The following is an 18,596-nucleotide window of genomic DNA, read 5'->3' on the forward strand; positions in this document are numbered from 1 at the left end:
ACGGGACAAGAAACCGTCCGTACCCAGATTTATGTCAACGACCGGCGGCTGATCGCGGTTCGAACACCCAGAAATAGCAAGTCATCGATCCTCGGCGGGCGGCATCCGACCCGCGCTAGGGGTGCTTGCGCCTTTTTGCGCGATAAATCTATTGTACTGAACGGTTCATAAGAAATTATGATATGGATTGATTGATCGCGCCTCGCGATCATTGACTCCTGCGACTTGGATCCAAGGAGCCTCGGTCATGAGATTAGCGCTCACCCTCGAGCAAATCCGCATTTTCAGTGCCGTCGCCGACCGGCAGCATGTGACCCGAGCTGCGCAGGATCTCCATCTCACCCAGTCCGCCGTCAGCGCCGCCATCTCCGGCCTTGAAAGGCGTTACGGCATCCGGCTGTTCGACAGAGTCGGGCGCCGGATTCAGCTCACCCAGGCGGGGCTGGAGTTTCTGCCCGAGGCGAAAGCCCTGCTCGCCCGCGCCGAACATACCGGTGTGGCGCTGACCGAACTCTCGGGTCTCAAACGCGGCAGGTTGCGGCTGGCGGCAAGCCAGACAGTGGGGAGCTATTGGCTACCCCCCTTCATGCAGCAATATCACGATGTCTATCCCGGCATCGCTCTATCCCTCGCCATCGGAAATACAGAGGGCGTCGCCGCAAAGGTCGTCGAGGGGAGCGCCGAGATCGGTTTCGTCGAAGGGGAGGTCGAGCATCCTCAGTTGGAGTCGATCCCGATCGCCGAGGATGAGCTTCTGCTCGTCGTATCGCCTGAACGCTGGGGCACAGCAAAGGCCTCCGCGCAATCGCTCCGCGGTCACCCCTGGATCTTTCGGGAGCCCGGCTCCGGTACCCGCGCTCTGATGGAAGAAGGGCTTGCGTGCGCCGGCATCGCCGCCCCCGGACTGGAGATTGCGCTGACATTTCCTTCCAACGAGGCTGTGCGTGCCGCGGTCGAGGCCGGCGCGGGCATCACCGTGCTCTCGAAACTCGTGGTCGAATCCCAGCTTACGTCCGGACGCCTTATCGCTCTCGATTTCCCATTGCCGAAGCGCCAATTCTTCGCGCTCCGTCACAAGGAGCGCGGGCTCACCAAGGCGGAGCAAGCCTTCCAGAGGCTGATCGAGGAGAACTGCCAGAGCCTGGAGCCCTCAAGGCCCCGGAGCCCAGAGCCCGCGTGATCCCATCCGGGGAGCGTTAGCCTAGGCTCGGCGCCGGTCGTGCCATGGTACGCCCTGCCCCGGTTATCATCCGCTCCGATATCGGCATTTGGCAACGCGAACGGCAGCGAAGCTCATGCCTCTAATGCTTCGAACCCGTCTCGGACGGCTTCATCTCGCCCGCTGTCTTCTGGGTCGCCTTCTCAGCGTGGGAAAGCGTCTTGAACATATTGCCCAAGATGCTGACCAGCTCGACGGCGGCGCTGGGGGTGATTGCAAGCTTGGCCGTCACGTAGACGGAAGGCACGGCGCCCTCTTGCGGTGCTTCGTTCGTCCGCTCGGGGACGTAACGGGTGGCTCCCAACGTCACGACACACGTGCCATTGAAGAAGCCCGTCGATACGACGGTATCGGCGTAGACATCGCGCACGCTCTCGCTATCGACCACCGGAAGCTTTTTTTTCTCTTTCGCCATTTGGTCCTTTCCCACGCTCGCAAGCTTCAGATCCCGGCCTCGCTGAGGCCCGGGTCATTCGGTCTCCTCTAGCGCTCGGTGAATGCCTTCGAGAACTGGTCGGTCAGGGGCTTCATGAAATAGGAGAAGGCCGTGCGCTCGCTTGTTGCGATGAACACGTCCACCGGCATGCCGGGCTTCAGGGTGATATCCCCAAGGCGCTTATGCTCCGCCTCGGAGACTTCGATATTGGTGACGTAGAAGGGCTGCTTCGTCGCCTCGTCGAAGGTCGTCGAGGGGGACACATATTTCACCGTGCCGTAGATCTCCGGGGTCGTCCGCTGATTGAAGGCGGAGAAGCGAAGCTTGGTCCTCTGGCCGAGGCGGATCTGGTCGATGCTCGCGGGCGGGATCTGCGCTTCGATCTTCAGGGGCGCATCGCGCGGGACAATGGTGACGAGAGTCTCGGCGGGGGTGATGACACCGCCGATGGTCTGCACGCTGACCTCGTTGACTGTGCCTGAGATGGGGGCGCGAAGATCTGTCCGCGATAGCCTGTCCTCAATGGCGATCTGGCGTTCGTTCAACTCCGAGAGCTTCGGTTCGAGCTGGCTCAGCTCGTTCTGCGCCTGGGTGCGGGCCTCGTCGTCGATGGCAAAGATGCGAAGCTTGATCTCACTGATGCGAGCCTTTGCGCGGGCGATGCCTGCAACCAAAGACCCCTGCTCTCCGAGCAGCCGGGCCAGTTCCCGCTCCGCCGTATAGACGCGCGGCCCTTCGATGAGCCCTTTGGCTGCAAGGTGCATGACCTTCTCATGCTCCTTCTCTGCAAGCCGGATCTCTTTCACCTTCGCTTCCTGCTGGGAAAGCAGACCGTTGATCTCCTCGCCAAGCTGCTCGATCGTCAGTTCGAGCTGCTCCTTCTGGGTCACCCGGTTCTTGACGTTTCCCGACAGCAGCTTCCGCTCGCCGTCGAGAAAACCATTGAGATGCGGGGTCAGGCGGGTCACACGGTCCGGCAGCTCGAAGCTGTCCTGCCCCTCGCGCTCGGCCACAAGCCTTGCTCTCTTGATGCTCAGCTCGGCGAGCTGACCTTTGATGATGGCGAGCTCAGCCCGCGTCTGGACATCGTTGAGACGGACGAGAATCTGTCCTTTCTGGACCGTATCGCCCTCTCTGACACTGATCTCGCCGATGATTCCGCCATCACGGTGCTGCACCTTCTTCAGATCGCGATCGACCTTCACGGTACCCGTCGCGACGACGGCACCCGTCAGGGGCGCGGTCGCCGCCCATCCTCCGGCGCCGACAAGGAGCAAGGCGGCGAAGCCTGCACCGGCGATGATCCGCCCCCGCAGCCGGAAGCTTCCATCGCCGAAATCGAACTGGTCGTGCTTACTCATGGTTACTTTCCGAAGCCCTCAACGACGCGCGCCGCTCAGGCGTTCTCCACGACCGTGAGGTGATGGTCGCCGTGAATGTTGATGGTCAGCTCGTAGTTGTCGTCGCCGTCGAAGTCGGCCTCGATGACGGTCGTCCAGAGATTGTCGGTCTGCTGGTGCTGGATCCGGATGGGCAGCTCGTCTTCGTCGATGGAGTCGCCGTAGATGTCTTCGAACCGGTCCTCGAGGGTCTCCACCACGTGCTTGAAGATGTCGTAGCGCGAGACCCGGATCCGGTCGCCGACCTCGAAATCGAAGATGTCCTGAACGAGGGATTGGCCGGCCTGTGGGTTGGCGAACTCGAAGGTATCCTCGCCCTCGCCGCCCCAGAGGGAATAGCTCTTGTCGTCGACGCGGATATCGTCGTTGCCCTTGCCGGACTTCAATGACTCGAAATTCGAGATCTTGTCTTCGCCGACCTCTTCGCCCGAGACCTTGCCGGCAACCAGATCGACGGTCAGGCTGGCTTCCGCGGCGCTGTAGTCGATGCAGTCATGACCCTCGCCGCCGTCGTAGCAATCGTCCTCCATATCGACGGCCGCGATGACGGTGTCGTCGCCCTTGCCGCCGTAGACCAGGTCGGCGCCAGAACCATCGCTGATGGTGTCATTACCCTCACCGCCTTCGATGACATCGTCGCCTTCTTCGCCCACCACGAGGTCGTCTCCGGCGCCACCGTCCATGATGTCGTTGCCGCGTCCTCCGAGCATCACGTCGGTGCCGTTGTTGCCGAAGACGAGATCGTCACCGTCACCGCCATCCATGAGGTCGTCGCCATCGCCGCCATAGAGAGCGTCATTGCCGGCACCGCCGCGAATATCGTCGTTTCCGCCGCCGCCGTGGAGCTTGTCGTTGCCGGCACCGCCCTCGATACGATCGGCGCCGAGCTCGCCGTAGATGATGTCGTCGCCGTCTTCGCCGAACAGCCGGTCGTCGCCATCACCGCCGTGGATGACGTCGTTTCCGCCGCCGCCGCTTACGACGTCATCGTCCGCTCCGCTATAGACCTCGTCGTCCCCGAGGCCCGCGAAAACCATATCGTCGCCATCGCCGGAAGAAATCTTATCGCTGCCGCCGCCGGAATCGATGACGTCGTCGCCTTCGAGGCTGGCGATGATGTCCCCGAACTCGGTACCGGAGATGGTGTCTTCCTCCGCGGTTCCGATCTGGGGCGCGGGCGGAACCACGTCGAACAAGGCTACCTGCTTAACGACATGGGAGCCATCGGTGACGGTATAGGTCAGTTTTACCGGTCCTAGCACTTCCGGCTGGAAGATCCAGCCCCCGCCCCATGCGGTCAGCGTGCCGGAGGAAGCGGACAAGCCGAGGACGGTGAGCGGGTCGCCGTCGGGGTCCGATGTGTGGCGAAGCAGATCCGTAAGAGCGATGAGGGTCAGAACGCCTGCCCCGGCCTCATGGAGATGCACGGAGCCCGCGTAGCGCGGGGCGCGATTTGCGTAGGGCCTCGATTGGGCGACCGCTTCTTCATCCTCGTTTGCCGGAACGCCGCCGCGGCCATCCGGCGAGCCGCCGCCCCCGCCTCCGCCGGCACCTCCCCCACCACCGCCGGCAGCGGCTTGTCCCGCCGCAGCAGACATCATGACGCCAGGTGAAGGCAGATTATCGTTTGCCGGCGGTTGACCCTTCGCGACTTGAGAAGGTTGGGCCGCCTGCACATTCCCCTGACCGGTGGGAGCTGCGCTGGACTTGATCTGCGGGAAATTCAATCCGGCCTTGCTCGCGCTGAGAACGACCGTGTTGTCATCGCCCTCATTGTCCGAGGCGGGTTTCGCATCGCCATTCTGATTTGCCAGACGCAACGCGATCTGCAGCCCCAGCCCTTCGCCCTCCTCCTCTTCATGGACGGGCGCAAGGCTACCTGTATGAAGATAGGTGGTCTCGGTTTGGGGCTCGAACTCCTGGGCGTGGGCTTCATTGCCGAAAAGCGATCGGATGTAGAGAACGACGACCGCCAGCACGGCGCCCACGGCATAAGGGCGCGAAGAGGCTTCGTCGGGATCGACGAACTTGTACTTCTTACCGCCGGCTGTCGTGCCATCGGACTCGGGTTTCGTAGCCTTCACCTGGATGATCATGCGGTTGTCCTCCGCTTCGCCGCCGTCAACGGCACCGGCTGGGATTCGCCGTTGCCGTCTGGCGGCCAGTGCGCCTCGGCCTCGCCTGAGGCGTTGCCCCCTTCCGACTCGCTTACATCTTCGCTCTCTTCTTCCGCCGCCGGCGCCGAACCGCTTACGGCGGCGACCTTCGAGGCGTTCGAGCTTACGGTCGCCATCCGCAGCACCTCGGATTTCGGACCGAAACTGGTGATCTTGCCGTTCTGGATGATGGCGACGGTCCCGACGGCCGCCAGTGCGCTCGGCCGGTGCGCCACGACGATAGCGATGCCGCCGCGCGCCGAGATGCCCTTGATCGCCTTCGACAGGGCGTCCTCGCCTTCGCTGTCGAGATTGGAGTTCGGCTCGTCCATCACGACCAGGAAGGGATTCCCGTAGAGCGCGCGGGCAAGACCGATCCGCTGACGTTGCCCGGCCGATAGCGAGGTTCCTTGGGGGCCGATCGCGGTCTTAAATCCCTCCGGAAGCCGCACGATGAGCTCATACACACCAGCGGCCTTGGCCGCGGCGATGACGTCTTCGGGGTTGGGCTCTTCTTCGAAGCGCGAGATATTCTCCTCGATCGTCCCGTCCATGAGAGAGACTTCCTGAGGCAGGTAACCGACATATCGGCCGAGGGCTTCCTCAGGCCATTGGGCGAGCTCGGCGTCATCGAGACGGACGCTGCCGCGCAGCACCGGCCACACGCCGGTTACCGCTCGGACGAGGGTTGTCTTGCCGCCGCCGCTGGGACCGATCACCCCCAAGGCCTCGCCCGCGGTCAGCTGGAAGGAGACGTCGCTCAGAAGCACCCTGCCCGAGCCGGGCGCGGCCACGGTGACTTTCTCAACTTTCAGCGAGCCCGCCGGAGGCGGCAGCGGGATTTGCTCACGCGCGCTCTCCAACGCGACCACGGTATCCTTGAGCCGGGACCATGCGTTCCGCGCGGCAACCACGTGCTTCCAGTTCGCGATGGCCAGATCGACCGGCGCCAAAGCGCGGCCGCCGGCGACCGAGGCAGCGATGATCGCACCGGCGGTCAGTTCGCCGCCAATGGTCAAAAAGGCGCCGAGGCCAAGGATCGCCGATTGCAGGACCATGCGCAGCACCCGGGCGAGCGAGCCCAGGGTTCCGCTAATGTCGCTGTTTCGCGTCTGCAGGGTGAGATGGTCTTCGTTGGCGCGGGCGAAGCGGCTCACGGCGCGCTGGGTGAAGCCCATAGCCTTCAAGACATCCGCATTCCTTGCGTTCGAGTCGGCGATTGCATTGCGCGCAATGATCGCCTGCTGGGTCTTTGACGCCGTGCGGCGCGTCAGGAGCTCCGTGACCACAGTCAGGAGAGCAAGGACGACAGCTCCGCCGAGGGTCAGCGCTCCGAGAAGCGGGTGCAGCAGGTAGACGAAGACGACGAAGAGCGGCATCCAGGGAAGGTCGAAGATGGCATTCGGTCCCTGGCTGCCGAGAAACCCTCGGACCGTGTCCACATCGCGTCCGCGCTCCAGCGCCTCCGCGGTCGAAAAGCCGAAGCGCGGCATGTCAACGGCGACCTGATGAGCGATCGGCCCAATCTTCCGGTCCAGCCGAGCGCCGACGCGGACCAGCACCTGACTGCGGATGGTGTCGAAGCCGCCCTGAAATAGATAAAGCCCGATGGCGAGAACCGAGAGAGCGGCGAGTGTCGGGACGCTGCCGCTCGTGAGGGCCCGGTCATAGACCTGGAGCATGTAGAAGGCGCCGGTGAGCGCCAAGACGTTGATTAGGCCCGAGATCCCGAAGAGGAAGATCGCGACGTTCCGCATGCCTCTGGTCAATTGATCGAGGTGTCCGCGCCGGGAAGCGGAAGGTGCCTTGACGTCCGCACTCATGATCTCAATCCGCCCCTGACTTTCTGTCCATTGCCGACCTAGGGTTTCGATCCGGCGGAGAGGACGGCATCATCCGCTCTCCGCCGGTCTTCGGTTTAGAGGTTGAAATCATTGGAGTTCAGGTCGTGATGGCCCTTGATGTCGATCTTGAACTCGGCATCGGTCCCGCCATCGATGTTGCCTTCGACGACCGTGTAATCGACGCCGTCACGCGTCTCCTGAGTGACCCGCAGAGCGCCTGCGGCGTTGAAGCCGGAGCCGGTTACGAGGGTGAAGGCCTGATCGCCACCCGTCCCGGCATCGGCATCGATGAAGGAGAGATCGATGCGGTCGCCTGTCTCGAAATCCTCGATGACATCGCCATCGGCATCCGAGGCACTGCGGAACACGAACCGGTCGGCGCCTTCCTCACCGTAGAGCGTGTCGACACCGGCACCGCCTTCGAGCGTGTCGTTGTCAGCACCGCCGTGCAGCTCGTCGTCGCCGTCGCCGCCCTCGAGGATGTCCATGCCTTCATCGCCGTACATCTCGTCGTTTCCGGCTTCACCCTTGAGGACATCGTCGCCGATGCCGCCGCTCAGCATGTCTGCTCCCGAGCCACCCTCGAGCAGATCGTTTCCGGCATGACCATAAAGGGTGTCGTTCCCGGCCTGACCGGCGAGGGTGTCGTCACCATCTCCACCGTAGAGCTGGTCGTCACCGTCTCCGCCATAGAGCCGGTCGTTGCCGCCTCCACCGTGGAGTCGATCTGCGCCGTTCTGGCCAAATAGCTCGTCGTGGCCCTGGTTACCGTTCAGGTAGTCCTTGCCGTTCCCGCCCAGGAGCTTGTCGTTAGAGTCGCCGCCATACAGCTTATCGTTGCCGGAACCACCCAAGAGAGTGTCACGGCCCGAGTGACCAGACAGCCGATCCGCGCCCGACTGGCCGTAGATCTTGTCGTTGCCGCTATTCCCCATCAGGCGTCGTTGCCGGTGCCGCCAATGATCTTGTCGTTACCGGAGCTGCCGTAGAGGGTGTCATTTCCGGAATAGCCCATCAGCGTGTCGTGACCGCTTTTGCCCCTCAGCACGTCAGAGTGAGCAAGGCCCAGAATGATCTGCGATCCGCTAGACCCACCTAGGTAGTCGCGTCCCGGCGTCCCCACGATCTTCGTGGCCCCGGATGGGGCGCCAGCGCTCGGCGCGCCGGCCGGCAGGTTGGCCGCACCAGCGGCTGCCATGACAGATTCTGGCGCGCCGATTTCCTCGTCGGGTGTGCGCGGGGTCTCGTCAGGCGGGTTTCCGGTGCCCGTCCCCTCACCTGTTCCTTCGCCCGTGCTCTCGCCCGGGTCGTAGGTGATCTCCGTGTCGGAGACTTCGAAGATCTTCTCAGGCAGGTTCTCCAGGTTCGAGTTGCGGGCGATGATGTCGGAGAACTGCTGGTTATCGACAAATTCCTCGTAGAAATCGAAATTGTCGAAGCGGTCCGCATAGTAGAGGCGGTCGCCTTCCTGCAGCCGGTCGAACTGCTCGTGCAAGACAACCCAGAAGGTCTGGCCGACCACGCCGCCATTGATGTGCGCCTCGGCCAAACCGCCGACCCAGAGATCCACGCGGTCGATACCCTTCACGGTGAAGGTGGTGTCGCCGTTGTCGATCAGCGCGATATTGGGATTGATGGCGCCGAACGCCTCGATCTCATCCGCCTGCAGGACGAGATCCGGATACGCCTGCATGAACTGCTGGATAACCGTATCGCTCAGGCCGTTGCGGTCCTGGAAGTCATCCCAGGACTCGTAGGGCGAGAGATCCCCCGCAAAGCCGATCGCCTCCTGGATATACGGGCTATCCGACGCCATCAGGTCGATGCGGACCTGATTGAGGGTGCCGAGGCCAACATCCCAGGCACGGGTCACGTTGAAGGAGAAGAGATCGGCTCGGATGCGGACTAGGTCATTGCGGACGGCATCGACGAGGTTGAAGTCCACCTCTTCCGCAGGCTGACCCGCGATGCCGCCAAGGATCGCGCTGACGCCGAGCTGCTCGTAGCCGGGCTGAGGCGTGTATCCTGCGGGGAGCGGCACGCTGAAGACGTCACCGTCGTTGGACGGATTGAGGAAGGCGTCGAACAGAGCCACCTGCTGGGTGGTGCCGTTCTCGTCGAGCACAGTGAGGGTCTGACCGATCAGGGAGTGGCCCACCCGGTAGACCGCCGCAGCGAACTCGTGAGAGATGCGGGCGTCGGCATCGGGATTGTATTCGAGATGGCCGTGGGTGCCGTCACCGCGCATGCCGCCCAGCAGCATGTCGGCGAACTCATCGAAGACAACCCGCTGATACTCGGCCTCGTTGATCATCTTGGCGGCCTGGAACACCTCCTCCGGCGTTCCGACGAAGCCGGATTCGAGCAGGTTCTCCACGTGCCAGTTGTGGTTACGCGCCCAGATGGTGTGCATCGAGGTGAGGGCGAAGTTCTCGTTCGCCCGGCCATCGCCGGCCACGTAGTGATCGAGAAGGTTCACGTACGGGTTGGTGTCCAGCAGCAAGGCGTGGCCGCTGCCCATAAAGTTGGAGACCACCGCCTCCAGGACGTCGGGATCGTATGCGCCGGTGGCCTCGTCGAACAGGCTGCCGGTGGCGTTCTCATCGATCGGATAGTCGCTGTAGTAGTCGCGGAAACTGATGGCGCCGCCGGGAAGCGAGTCGTCCACGAAGATCGTGTTGGCCTGCCAGTGGTGCTGGATGAGCTCGCGCAGGGTCGGCAGCAGATTATATTCCGGCGCCGACGGGTCGGGCTCGCCGGCGAGAAGGTGCATCCCGAAGCCCTGGTTCCCATCGCTCTCGCGGAGGAACTGGCCGACGAGCTCGTGTGAGCCGTAGGCCTGATTCTGATCGGCGAAGGGCGAGGTCTTGTTCAGGTGTTGCGGCACCCCGAATTCGTCGATGAATTCCACCGCGCCGCGGGTCAGGTCCGCAGGGTTGTTCGGGTCGAAGCCGCCGCCGTCGACCCCGCCGATCGGCAGGGTGCCGAACGCAGAGTCCTTCAGGATGAAGTCCAGGCCGTGATCGAAATACTGGCCGAACGACATGAAGAAGATATTCGCGTTATTGGCCTGCTTCGGCAGGTTGGCTTCCTGGGTGCCGAGGATGTTGGAGATGTTACGCGCATCGAGGCCACGGAAGATGGGGTTGATGTCGCGGTTGTTGGTCTCCGGATTGAAATTGCCGTAGTGGGCGTTCGTCAGCCGGATGAAAACTTCATCGGCCGCACCGTATTCCGGGTTGTCCAGATTGTTGTTGCTGCCGAGGAGCTCGCGCACGCCGACGGCGGCACCCACATCGTCTTCGTCGCCGAAGGGCTGGTTGCCGTTGACCAGGTTCTTCAGGCCTTCCATGTCGCGCGCCGTGAGGGCGAAGGCCCCCTGCTCGGGCGGACCTTCCGCCACGGTCGGCGAGCCGGAGCTCGGGAAGGTGATCGAATGGGTCCCGTTCGAGAGGGTGGTCATCCCGTTCTCGGTGGTCTCGACGTAGTCGGACACAGAGCTGCCATTCGGGAGCTCGATCACGTCTTGCGGACGGAGGTCGCCGATGATCGTGTCGTTGCCGCCATTCGACTTGAACACGATGCGATGGGCCGACTGCAGCGACGTGATGTCGATCGTGTCGTCGCCGGGCGTGCCGTCGATGGTGATGGTGTTGAAGTTGAGGCTCGTGCCGGTGAAGTCGCCGATCACCTGGATGGTGTCGCCGCCATTGGCGCCGCCCCCTGCACCGCCCGGAGAGGTGACCTGCAGGGTGTTGACGCGGATCTCCTCGATATTGTCGAGCTCGGCGATCGCCACGCCATTGCGGGCGATGACGATCTCTGTGGACGCGGCCAGGGTGAGGCCCGAGATATTGGCCAGCGCAGCCGCACGAGAGTAGACCGTGAAGGTCTCGCTGCCCGCCACACCGTTGAGCTGATACGTATCGACGCCGGTGCCGCCATCGATGATATCCCGGCCGTCGGTGCTGAGCTGGGCAATGGTGTCGTTGCCGCTTCCGGCGTTGATGCTGTCGTCTCCGGCACCGCCATTGATGGAGTCGTTGCCCGATCCACCGTCGATGGTGTCGTTGCCGGCGCCACCGTTGATGGAGTCGTTACCGCCACGCCCGCTCAGGAAGTCGTCGCCGCCGTTGCCGTTCAAGGTATCGGCGACGCCGGCCCCGAAGAAGGTATCGCCACCGAGAGCGATATCGTCGCCTTCGGTGCCGTTGAAGGTGCTGCCGGTGAAGAGACCGCGGGTCCAGTTGTCGCCCACGACCCCGGTCGGAGCGGAGAACAGCGTCTCGTCGAAGCCGGTGCCGTCCGTGAAGGAGACGCGCACCCGCAGGAGGCTTCCCACCTGGGAGGCGAAGCCGAAGATGCCTTCATTCGGAACGAAGGTGGCATCGGAGGTAAACTGGAGATTGTCCCAGGTGTTCGTCCACGTGGCGCCGCCATCCGTGGACATCTGCCACTGGAATTGCAGCGGTCCCACGCCGTTGGCGTCCTGGATGCTCGACACGTCGGCGGTCAGGACCTGGCCCTCGGTCGGGGTCAGGTCGTCGATGACGGGTGCACCCGTCGCCGGCTCGTTGAAGAACTGCGAGGTGTTGATGAAGACGAAGCCGCCATTGCCGTCGGAGAAGCGGAGCTGCTCGACATTGCGCACGATGTCCGTGTCGTCGGAGAGCAGCGCCCGGCCGGTCGCGGGATCGACCACATTGGACACCGTGTCCTGGCGCACGGTCAGGGTGCGCGTCGCGTCGTCGGCGATGATCGTGTAGTTCTCGAAGACGTCGTTGAAGACGGCGACGTCGATATCGTCCGGATTGCTGTCGGTGAGGATCTCGCGGACGATATGGAGTTGCGTCGGGCTGATGACGCGGTTGACCATCAGCTCAAAGAGCGATTTTCCGGCCCAGCCGAGCGCCACGTTGGGCGCACTGCTGTCGAAGACGTGCTTCATGCTGTCCACGGTGCCGATCTCGTTGCCGGCATTGTCGCGGATGCTGATCCGGACGTTGAGCCAACGATCGCCGTCGATGATGTCGTTGCCGCCGTTGCCCTGAAGGATGTCGCTGCCGGCACCGCCGATCAGGATGTTGCCTTCGAAGAACTCCTGACCCGGCTCTAGGGAGACGATCTCCGACAGGCCGGCGATACGATCAATGCCCTCCTGGTTCAGACCGTCGTTGAAGAAGATGCCTTCGGTCGTCGCCACGGTGGCGCCCGGCGCAGGAACCCCCGCAACGCGGTCGTCACCGGTCAGGATATCGTCGTGCACCCAGCCCGAGAGCGCCTCGACCTTGTCGAAGCGGTTCCGGAGGATGTCGGCCTGCTCGGTAGTGAAGATCGGGACACGCAGATCGGCCCTGGCGTCGAAACTCACGCCTTTGAAAATCGACCAGTCGAAGCCGAACATGCCCTCGTTTCGCATGACGCTTTCGCCCTGGACCATGATGTCGTCGCCGGACTCGGCGTCGAAATCGTGCTCGTCGTTTCCGGCGAACATCACGTCATGGCCGACGATCGCGGAGTTGAAGAACAGCTCCGAGTTGTCGCCGGCCGTGGTGTCGAAGCCGCCGCCTGCCTCGATCCAGTCGTCGCCTTCGTTGCCGAGCAGGAAGTCGACGCCGTCGCCGCCGAGGATGAAGTCGTCACCCTCGCCGCCGAACACCTCAGTGTCGTCGACGCCGACGAAGATGGCATCCTTGCCCCTGCCGCCCATGATGATGTCGAGGCCGTTGGAGTTGGCGATGACGTCGTTGCCGTCTTCGCCCTTCAGGAAGTCGCCGGAATCGCCGCTGTCGGTGATGATGTCGTCGCCCGCGCCGCCATTGACGAGGTCCACGCCGGCGCCCGCCTCGATGCGGTCGTCGCCCGCGTCACCCCAGATGCTGTCGTCGCCGAAGCCGGAGATGATGGTATCGTTGCCTTCGGTGCCGCCGATGACGATGTGCTCGCCGCCGGTGTAGCGGATGTAATTGGCATCCGGCCCCGGGGTCGACAGATCGTCCCGCTGGACCTTTCCAAGCCCGAGAGCCTCCAGGATCGGATCGTTGCCGACCGGATCGGGCTCGAGCTGGTTCGCCTGATTGACCTCCAACACGTGGTCATAGTTCGCGAACGCATCCGCACCGATGTGATGGGTCACGACATCGTCGTCGGTGCCGCGAATGCCGTCGGCACCCGGCTGCGCCAGGCTCGTATTCGCCAGGATCAGCTTGGCGAAGGAGTTGTTCTCGAGCTCGTTGAGGAAATTCTGGCCCTGGGTCCGCGACAGGTAATAGAAGCGGTCGCCGTCCTGCAGGCTTTCCATCTGCATTTCGAAGATGGCGTTGAAGGTGGAGCCCAGCATGCCGCCGAAAGGCATGATGGCCTCGGCGAGACCGCCGATCCAAAGATCGATGGTGTTGAGGCCGGTCTCGACGCCGGCCCATGCGCCGGTGGAGGTCAGAAACTCCATGCGATCGGCGGGCTGTCCCGCGCCGCCCATCACCAGCAGGATGGCGGCATCGCGCTTTTGCTGGAGGGTGCCCGTGATGGACTCGTGGGTGCCGTAGGCGGCGATGAAGTTCACGACCGAGATCGGATTCTTCAGGTTGGCCGCAAGGTCCACCCAGTTGTCGTAGGGCTTGAGGAAGGTCGAGCTCGAAGCTGCATAAAGCTGCTCGCGGGCCTCGTTGAGGGTCGGCACGCCGGTGTCGCGCCCACGGGCGATATTGATCGCCGGAAGGTCGAGGGGCAGGCCGAGCAGATTGTTGCGCAGGGCGTTGACCACGAACTCGTCGATCTCGTTGCCTTGCACGCCGGTCAGGCCGCGGATGACCGCAGCAGACGCCTCGTCGGCTGAGATGGCGAACCCATTGGCGGTGTTCTGGGTGAACAGAACGGGGTTGAGGAATGCCGTGATCAGACCGACGTCGTCTTCGGTGCCGTCAGCAAACAGGCGCGGCAGATCATCGGTCAGCATGGAGTGGCCGAACCGGTAAACCGTGTTGGCGAATTCCGCGAAGATCGAGGGATCCACATCGGTGACGTTGTTGAAGACGAATGGGTCGATGTTGGGCTGGATCTTGCGCGCGAACTCTTCGAACACAAGGTGCTGATACTGCATCTCGGTGGCGAACTTGCCGGCCTGGAAGAGACGCTCGCCGTCCCAGTGGAGGCCGGCGCTGCTGGTCGGGACCGTCGTCACATCCTCAAGCAGCCACTCGTTGATGAAGTCGAGATCGCCGCTGGCGAGAATGGTGGCCTTCTGGGCCTCCACCTGCCGGTTGTGCTCGGAGTGGAAGATGTGATGGACGGCGGTCAGGCCGATATTCTCGTTGCCGCGGCCATCGCCGGTGATGAAGTGACGGTCGAGCAGCTCGTCGTCGTAGGTTCCGACCGGCTGCTGATCCCCCGGACCGCTGATGTCGGGATCGGAATCCGCCGTCTTGAACGTGTCGGGAATGTGATCGCCGTCGCTGTCGTACATCCCCGGAACCGCGTTGTGGGCGATGTCGTCGAGGAAGGCGTGTGCGGTCCGAATGGCGTTGGCGGCGAAGGTGTTCACTGGATCCGTGGACGTGCCCGACACCGTCAGGTCGTCGGCCGTGTTCGGGATGCCGTCCGGGCCGAGCCCGATGACGAGCTGCGGATTGCCGGTGACCGGATCAGGGATGAAATTGCCGTACTGGTCCGTGCGGAGTAGCGGCAGGTTGAGAATGTCGTTGTCGGTCAGCTCGATACCGAGCATGTCCCGGGCCTGAGCCTTGATGTCCGCCCATGTGGGAAGGCCTCCGGCCTCGCCATCCAGCAGGCGCCCGGTCGCGATGGGATGACCGTTCTCGTCGAGCTCATACTCGCGCAGGAAGACCTGGTGCGAAGGATGGGACGTGTAGGTCTGGTTCTGGTCGACGAACGGAGTCGTGGTGTTGGTATGAGACTCCCCGTCCGGCGTCGCACGGGTCAGGACCATGAAGGCCATCTGCGGCGGCACCTCGTCGCCGCTGTTGGGGATTCCGTCAGGGCCGTGAGTGACGAGCGGGTCGTCGGGGGCGAGCGGCACATAGATGGTGCCGTTGCCGCCCTTGGTGATGAGATCGAGGCCGTGATCGAAGAACTGGCCAAAGAACGTCATCCATGCGTTGAACGGCGCGGACAATCCCTCGTCCGGGGCGACGTTCGGAAGGATGATCGAACCGTTGGCCGCTTCGATCCCCAGGGACGCGATCAGATCGTCGAAGACCGTTTGGGCCGCTTCCTTGTCGAGATCCGTCGCGCCGGCATCGCCAAGCACGGAGATGAGCGTCGCATAGGCGGTCTGAACCGTGTCGAGGTCGCCGCCCTCCAGAGTGCCGCCCGGGCCGTAGATGGTCTCCGACCCCGCGTGGGTCAGCGCGGCCACAATGGCGGCCGGGTTGTTGAAGCTCATGTCGACGATGAGATTGGAGATCTCGCGCGGATCGGCGTCCACTAGGTCACCGGGAGCGCCATAGTTCCCATTCACCAGGGCGGGCGCTGGCCCGGGACCGTCGAAATCGATGGAGTCGCCATCGGTGTCGTTGATATAACTCGGATCGAAAAGCCGCGGCATGGGCTGGTCCGCGGCGCCCCAAGTTTCGCGACCGGGTTCGAGATGGTTGTAGGTGCCATCGACGGTTCGCAGCCCATAGGGCACATGAGGATCGGGGATGGCGAGCGCTGCTCCGGGCGTACCGGGCGCGACGACATTGCCTTCGGGATCGACGTAGATTTCCGTCAGAGGCGTGCCGGCCGCATGGGCCTCCGAGATCTTGATCTGACGCAGTATGAACTCAAGATCGGCTTGGTTGAGTTTAACGCCCATGTCTCCGCTCTCCTCTGGCTCCGCGGCCAATACGCTCCGCGGCCTGATCCTCAGGGCTGGCGATCACTGCACAATCGTGGGTTGTTCCCACGCGCCACGTCCCTAAAATGATTGCCCTCGGCTGCAACCTGCAGACGAGGATGGTTGAGGCATCTTCGGTGAAAGTCGTGAGATGGCGGTAGATCGGAAGGTCGGACGATCCGTACGGACTTCGGACGTGGTCCGAACTGGACCTTCCGTCTGGAGTCTGACCCGACTTTGGTCCGACTCTCCCATCAGCCGATGGCTATCGAGGCTCGGGCGGCGGTGGAGCACTGTCGGGCTCAGCGGCCGCCTCCTTATGTCGGTGGTCGCGATCTACCTGTTCCTGACGCTCGTCTCGGGGATTCTTCAGACCCAATGGACCATCAGCAATCTCCGGCGGGATAGCGGTGATGTCGTCTCCAGCCTGGTGCAGATGCGCATGGCCCCCTACCGGGAGGAGCTGGTCTCCACCGGACGCTTGTCCACCGAGAGCCGCAAGGCACTCGACGAGGCGTTCGGCGAGTGGCGGCGCTCACCCGAGTTCGAGGCGGTCCAAATCCTGACCGCCGGCGGCACCGTCCTCTACAACACTTCGAATACGCCCCTCTCCGAGGCGTTGCATCCTCAAGACATAAAGCGAGCCGCCGAAGGGAAGGTCGTCGCGACCTACGAGAATACCGACAGCCATCTGTCACGCCGCCGCGAAGTCACCAACGAACCGACATTCGGCACTATCTACTTCCCCATCTTCGACAAGTCCGATCGGGTGATCGCGGTCGGCGCCTTTATCGGCGAGTTCGACCAGCTGCATCGGCGGACGATAGCCATCATCTCCGGCAGCTGGGCCATCCGGCTCGCGATAACGTTGCTGGCCGTGATCCTTCTCTTCTCGCTTCTCCGCAGCTCCTCGGTTCTGCTTCGCCATCAGCAGAGGAAGCGCTTTCGCCAGTACCGGTTCGCGCGCCAGCTTGCCGCCCGGAACAACATTCTCCGACAAGACGCAGAGGAATCGCGTCGCAACGCGGTCCAGATCAACGAGCATCTTCTCAGCCGTGTCGGTGCCGATATTCATGACGGCCCCATGCAGCTGTTAAGCTTGGCGATGCTGGAGCAGACGGCCGACAAGGAAGCCGATGGGTCGGTCGGCGAGCGTTCCACCGCGAACCCTGCGCAAGCCGGTTGCCCCCGGCCTCTTCTGAGCGAAGCGATTGCACAGCTGCGGCTTCTGTCCAGGGGCCTGGTGCTTCCCGAGCTATCGGAGCTTTCCCCGGAAGAGTGCGTGCGTCTTGCCGTCTCGCGCCACGAACAGCTGACAGACACCCAGGTCTATACGGAAATCCTCTGCGAGCACGCGCTGCCAGAAGAGCTGAAGACGTGCCTCTACCGCATCGTGCAGGAGGGGCTCATGAACGCCATCCATCACGCCGAGGGCAAGGGACAAGAGGTGATACTCGCAAGCCTCGATCAGGAAATCGTTTTGACGATCAGAGATCGGGGGCCGGGACTGTCGGATGACCGGTCGGGGGATTCGGATCGTCCCCGGCTCGGCTTGCTCGGCTTGCGAAACCGCGTGCATGCATGCGGCGGCACGCTGCAAATCCTCTCCCGCGACGATGGCGGAGCGGAGCTGACCGTGAGGCTTCCGCACGACTAGGCGAAGGCTGGCCGAGGCCGAGCGTTAGTTGATCAGAGCCATATCCGATGCGTGGGGCTGGGCCGAGGGCGGCACGGCGCCGAGCTTCTGAACGGCGAGAACCACTTCAACGCGGTTGCGGGCATGAAGCTTCTGCATGAGCAGGGTCATGTAGTGCTTCACCGTCTTCTCGCTGAGATCGAGCTTGTTCGCGATCTCCTTGTTCGTCCTGCCGAGATAGAGGAGCTGGATGATCTGCTCTTCGCGGACGCTGAACTTGACGCTCTTCACATTGTCCGGCGCAGAGGCTGCGCGCAGGGCGCTGATGACCTGGGCGGCGAAACTCGGGGTGATGTAGGTCTGGTTCTGAAGGACGCAGTTGACCGCTTCGAAAAATTCCGCCGCGGTGCTGCCCTTCACGACATATCCCCACGCGCCCGATTCCAGAGCGCTGACGGCATGGTTCACGTTTGTGGAGGCCGTGAAGACGAGCACCCTGGTCGAAGACCCGGAACTGCGAACCTGGTGGATCGCCTCCAGGGCATTCCCTGGAAGATTCAAGTCCATCACGAGAACGTCGGGCTGATATTGCTCGGCGAGCGAGACCGCGTCGTTGGCGCACGCGCCGCGGGCCAAAAGCTCCAGATCCCTCCGGGATGACAGGAGGGCTGCGAGGCCCTCCAAAAAGACCGGATGATCGTCGACAACTGCGATTGTACTCCGAGACACAGCACTACTCCTGGCTGTCGATCTTCAACCTAAACGATAAAACACGTCTGGCTCCCGAGTGAAGCGAAACGTTAATGTTTAGTTAAACTCAATCTGACGAAAAACCTGCTTCGCCTTTCAAAGTATTCGGTCGCAACACCGCTTTTGCCGAAGGTGTTCGACCGGAGCCACTTAAGAAGCAGCCGGCGCGGGCGACGCCGCAGGCCCGGGCCGGGCACGAAAATCTGGTTGCATTTGCGTCCACCCGATCGGTTCCGCTCACCTCCAAACTTGAACGTCCGTCGCCGCTCCTCATATGCGGACAGGGATGTTGTCCCGCTCTCTACAACCTACGCATCCC

At 63.0% G+C, this 18,596-nt stretch carries 9 protein-coding genes; 2 read left to right on the plus strand and 7 right to left on the minus strand.

Features of this window, described 5'->3' with window-relative positions; translation table 11 throughout:
• Positions 1-247: 247 nt before the first annotated feature.
• Positions 248-1,180, plus strand: coding sequence for a LysR family transcriptional regulator (locus A7A08_RS15010; RefSeq protein ID WP_069096279.1), 933 nt, complete (start codon positions 248-250; stop codon positions 1,178-1,180).
• A gap of 121 nt (positions 1,181-1,301) precedes the next feature.
• On the opposite strand, the gene A7A08_RS15015 is transcribed toward A7A08_RS15010, so the two are convergent.
• The 6 genes from A7A08_RS15015 to A7A08_RS15040 all read right to left on the minus strand — a co-directional run bounded on the left by A7A08_RS15015 (position 1,302) and on the right by A7A08_RS15040 (position 15,870).
• Positions 1,302-1,634, minus strand: a complete 333-nt coding sequence (locus A7A08_RS15015; RefSeq protein ID WP_069096280.1) for a hypothetical protein — start codon at positions 1,632-1,634, stop codon at positions 1,302-1,304.
• A 68-nt stretch (positions 1,635-1,702) separates the two neighbouring features.
• On the minus strand, positions 1,703-3,016 hold the full coding sequence (locus A7A08_RS15020; RefSeq protein ID WP_069096281.1) for an HlyD family type I secretion periplasmic adaptor subunit: 1,314 nt from the start codon (positions 3,014-3,016) through the stop codon (positions 1,703-1,705).
• Positions 3,017-3,051: 35 nt separating this feature from the next.
• A complete protein-coding gene (locus A7A08_RS15025) occupies positions 3,052-5,151 on the minus strand; it encodes a calcium-binding protein (RefSeq protein WP_069096282.1) in 2,100 nt (699 codons plus the stop codon).
• Positions 5,148-7,034 (minus strand): type I secretion system permease/ATPase, encoded by a 1,887-nt coding sequence (locus A7A08_RS15030; protein WP_083226844.1) that lies wholly within the window; start codon positions 7,032-7,034, stop codon positions 5,148-5,150. The genes A7A08_RS15025 and A7A08_RS15030 overlap by 4 nt, the downstream gene beginning before the upstream one ends.
• Before the next feature lie 95 nt (positions 7,035-7,129).
• Positions 7,130-7,990 (minus strand): calcium-binding protein, encoded by an 861-nt coding sequence (locus A7A08_RS17505; RefSeq protein WP_069096283.1) that lies wholly within the window; start codon positions 7,988-7,990, stop codon positions 7,130-7,132.
• Complete coding sequence (locus A7A08_RS15040) at positions 7,990-15,870, minus strand: peroxidase family protein (protein WP_069096284.1); 7,881 nt, start codon at positions 15,868-15,870, stop codon at positions 7,990-7,992. The genes A7A08_RS17505 and A7A08_RS15040 overlap by 1 nt, the downstream gene beginning before the upstream one ends.
• Before the next feature lie 340 nt (positions 15,871-16,210).
• Between A7A08_RS15040 and A7A08_RS15045 the strand changes: the two genes are divergently transcribed.
• Positions 16,211-17,548, plus strand: a complete 1,338-nt coding sequence (locus tag A7A08_RS15045) for a sensor histidine kinase (protein ID WP_069096285.1) — start codon at positions 16,211-16,213, stop codon at positions 17,546-17,548.
• 24 nt (positions 17,549-17,572) lie between these two features.
• Here A7A08_RS15045 and A7A08_RS15050 read toward each other — a convergent pair whose 3' ends face one another.
• Entirely contained in the window at positions 17,573-18,256 is a 684-nt protein-coding gene (locus A7A08_RS15050) for a response regulator (RefSeq protein WP_069096286.1), read from the minus strand.
• Positions 18,257-18,596 lie beyond the last annotated feature (340 nt).

Origin of the sequence: Methyloligella halotolerans (assembly GCF_001708935.1) — a bacterium.
GTDB lineage: Bacteria > Pseudomonadota > Alphaproteobacteria > Rhizobiales > Methyloligellaceae > Methyloligella > Methyloligella halotolerans.

Bases quoted from the DNA above. Each gene is read 5' to 3' on its own strand.
- A7A08_RS15010 (WP_069096279.1), top strand. From the start codon at position 248: ATGAGATTAGCGCTCACCCTCGAGCAAATCCGCATTTTCAGTGCCGTC.
- A7A08_RS15020 (WP_069096281.1), bottom strand. From the start codon at position 3,016: ATGAGTAAGCACGACCAGTTCGATTTCGGCGATGGAAGCTTCCGGCTG.
- A7A08_RS15040 (WP_069096284.1), bottom strand. From the start codon at position 15,870: ATGGGCGTTAAACTCAACCAAGCCGATCTTGAGTTCATACTGCGTCAG.
- A7A08_RS15015 (WP_069096280.1), bottom strand. From the start codon at position 1,634: ATGGCGAAAGAGAAAAAAAAGCTTCCGGTGGTCGATAGCGAGAGCGTG.
- A7A08_RS17505 (WP_069096283.1), bottom strand. From the start codon at position 7,990: ATGGGGAATAGCGGCAACGACAAGATCTACGGCCAGTCGGGCGCGGAT.
- A7A08_RS15030 (WP_083226844.1), bottom strand. From the start codon at position 7,034: ATGAGTGCGGACGTCAAGGCACCTTCCGCTTCCCGGCGCGGACACCTC.
- A7A08_RS15025 (WP_069096282.1), bottom strand. From the start codon at position 5,151: ATGATCATCCAGGTGAAGGCTACGAAACCCGAGTCCGATGGCACGACA.
- A7A08_RS15045 (WP_069096285.1), top strand. From the start codon at position 16,211: ATGTCGGTGGTCGCGATCTACCTGTTCCTGACGCTCGTCTCGGGGATT.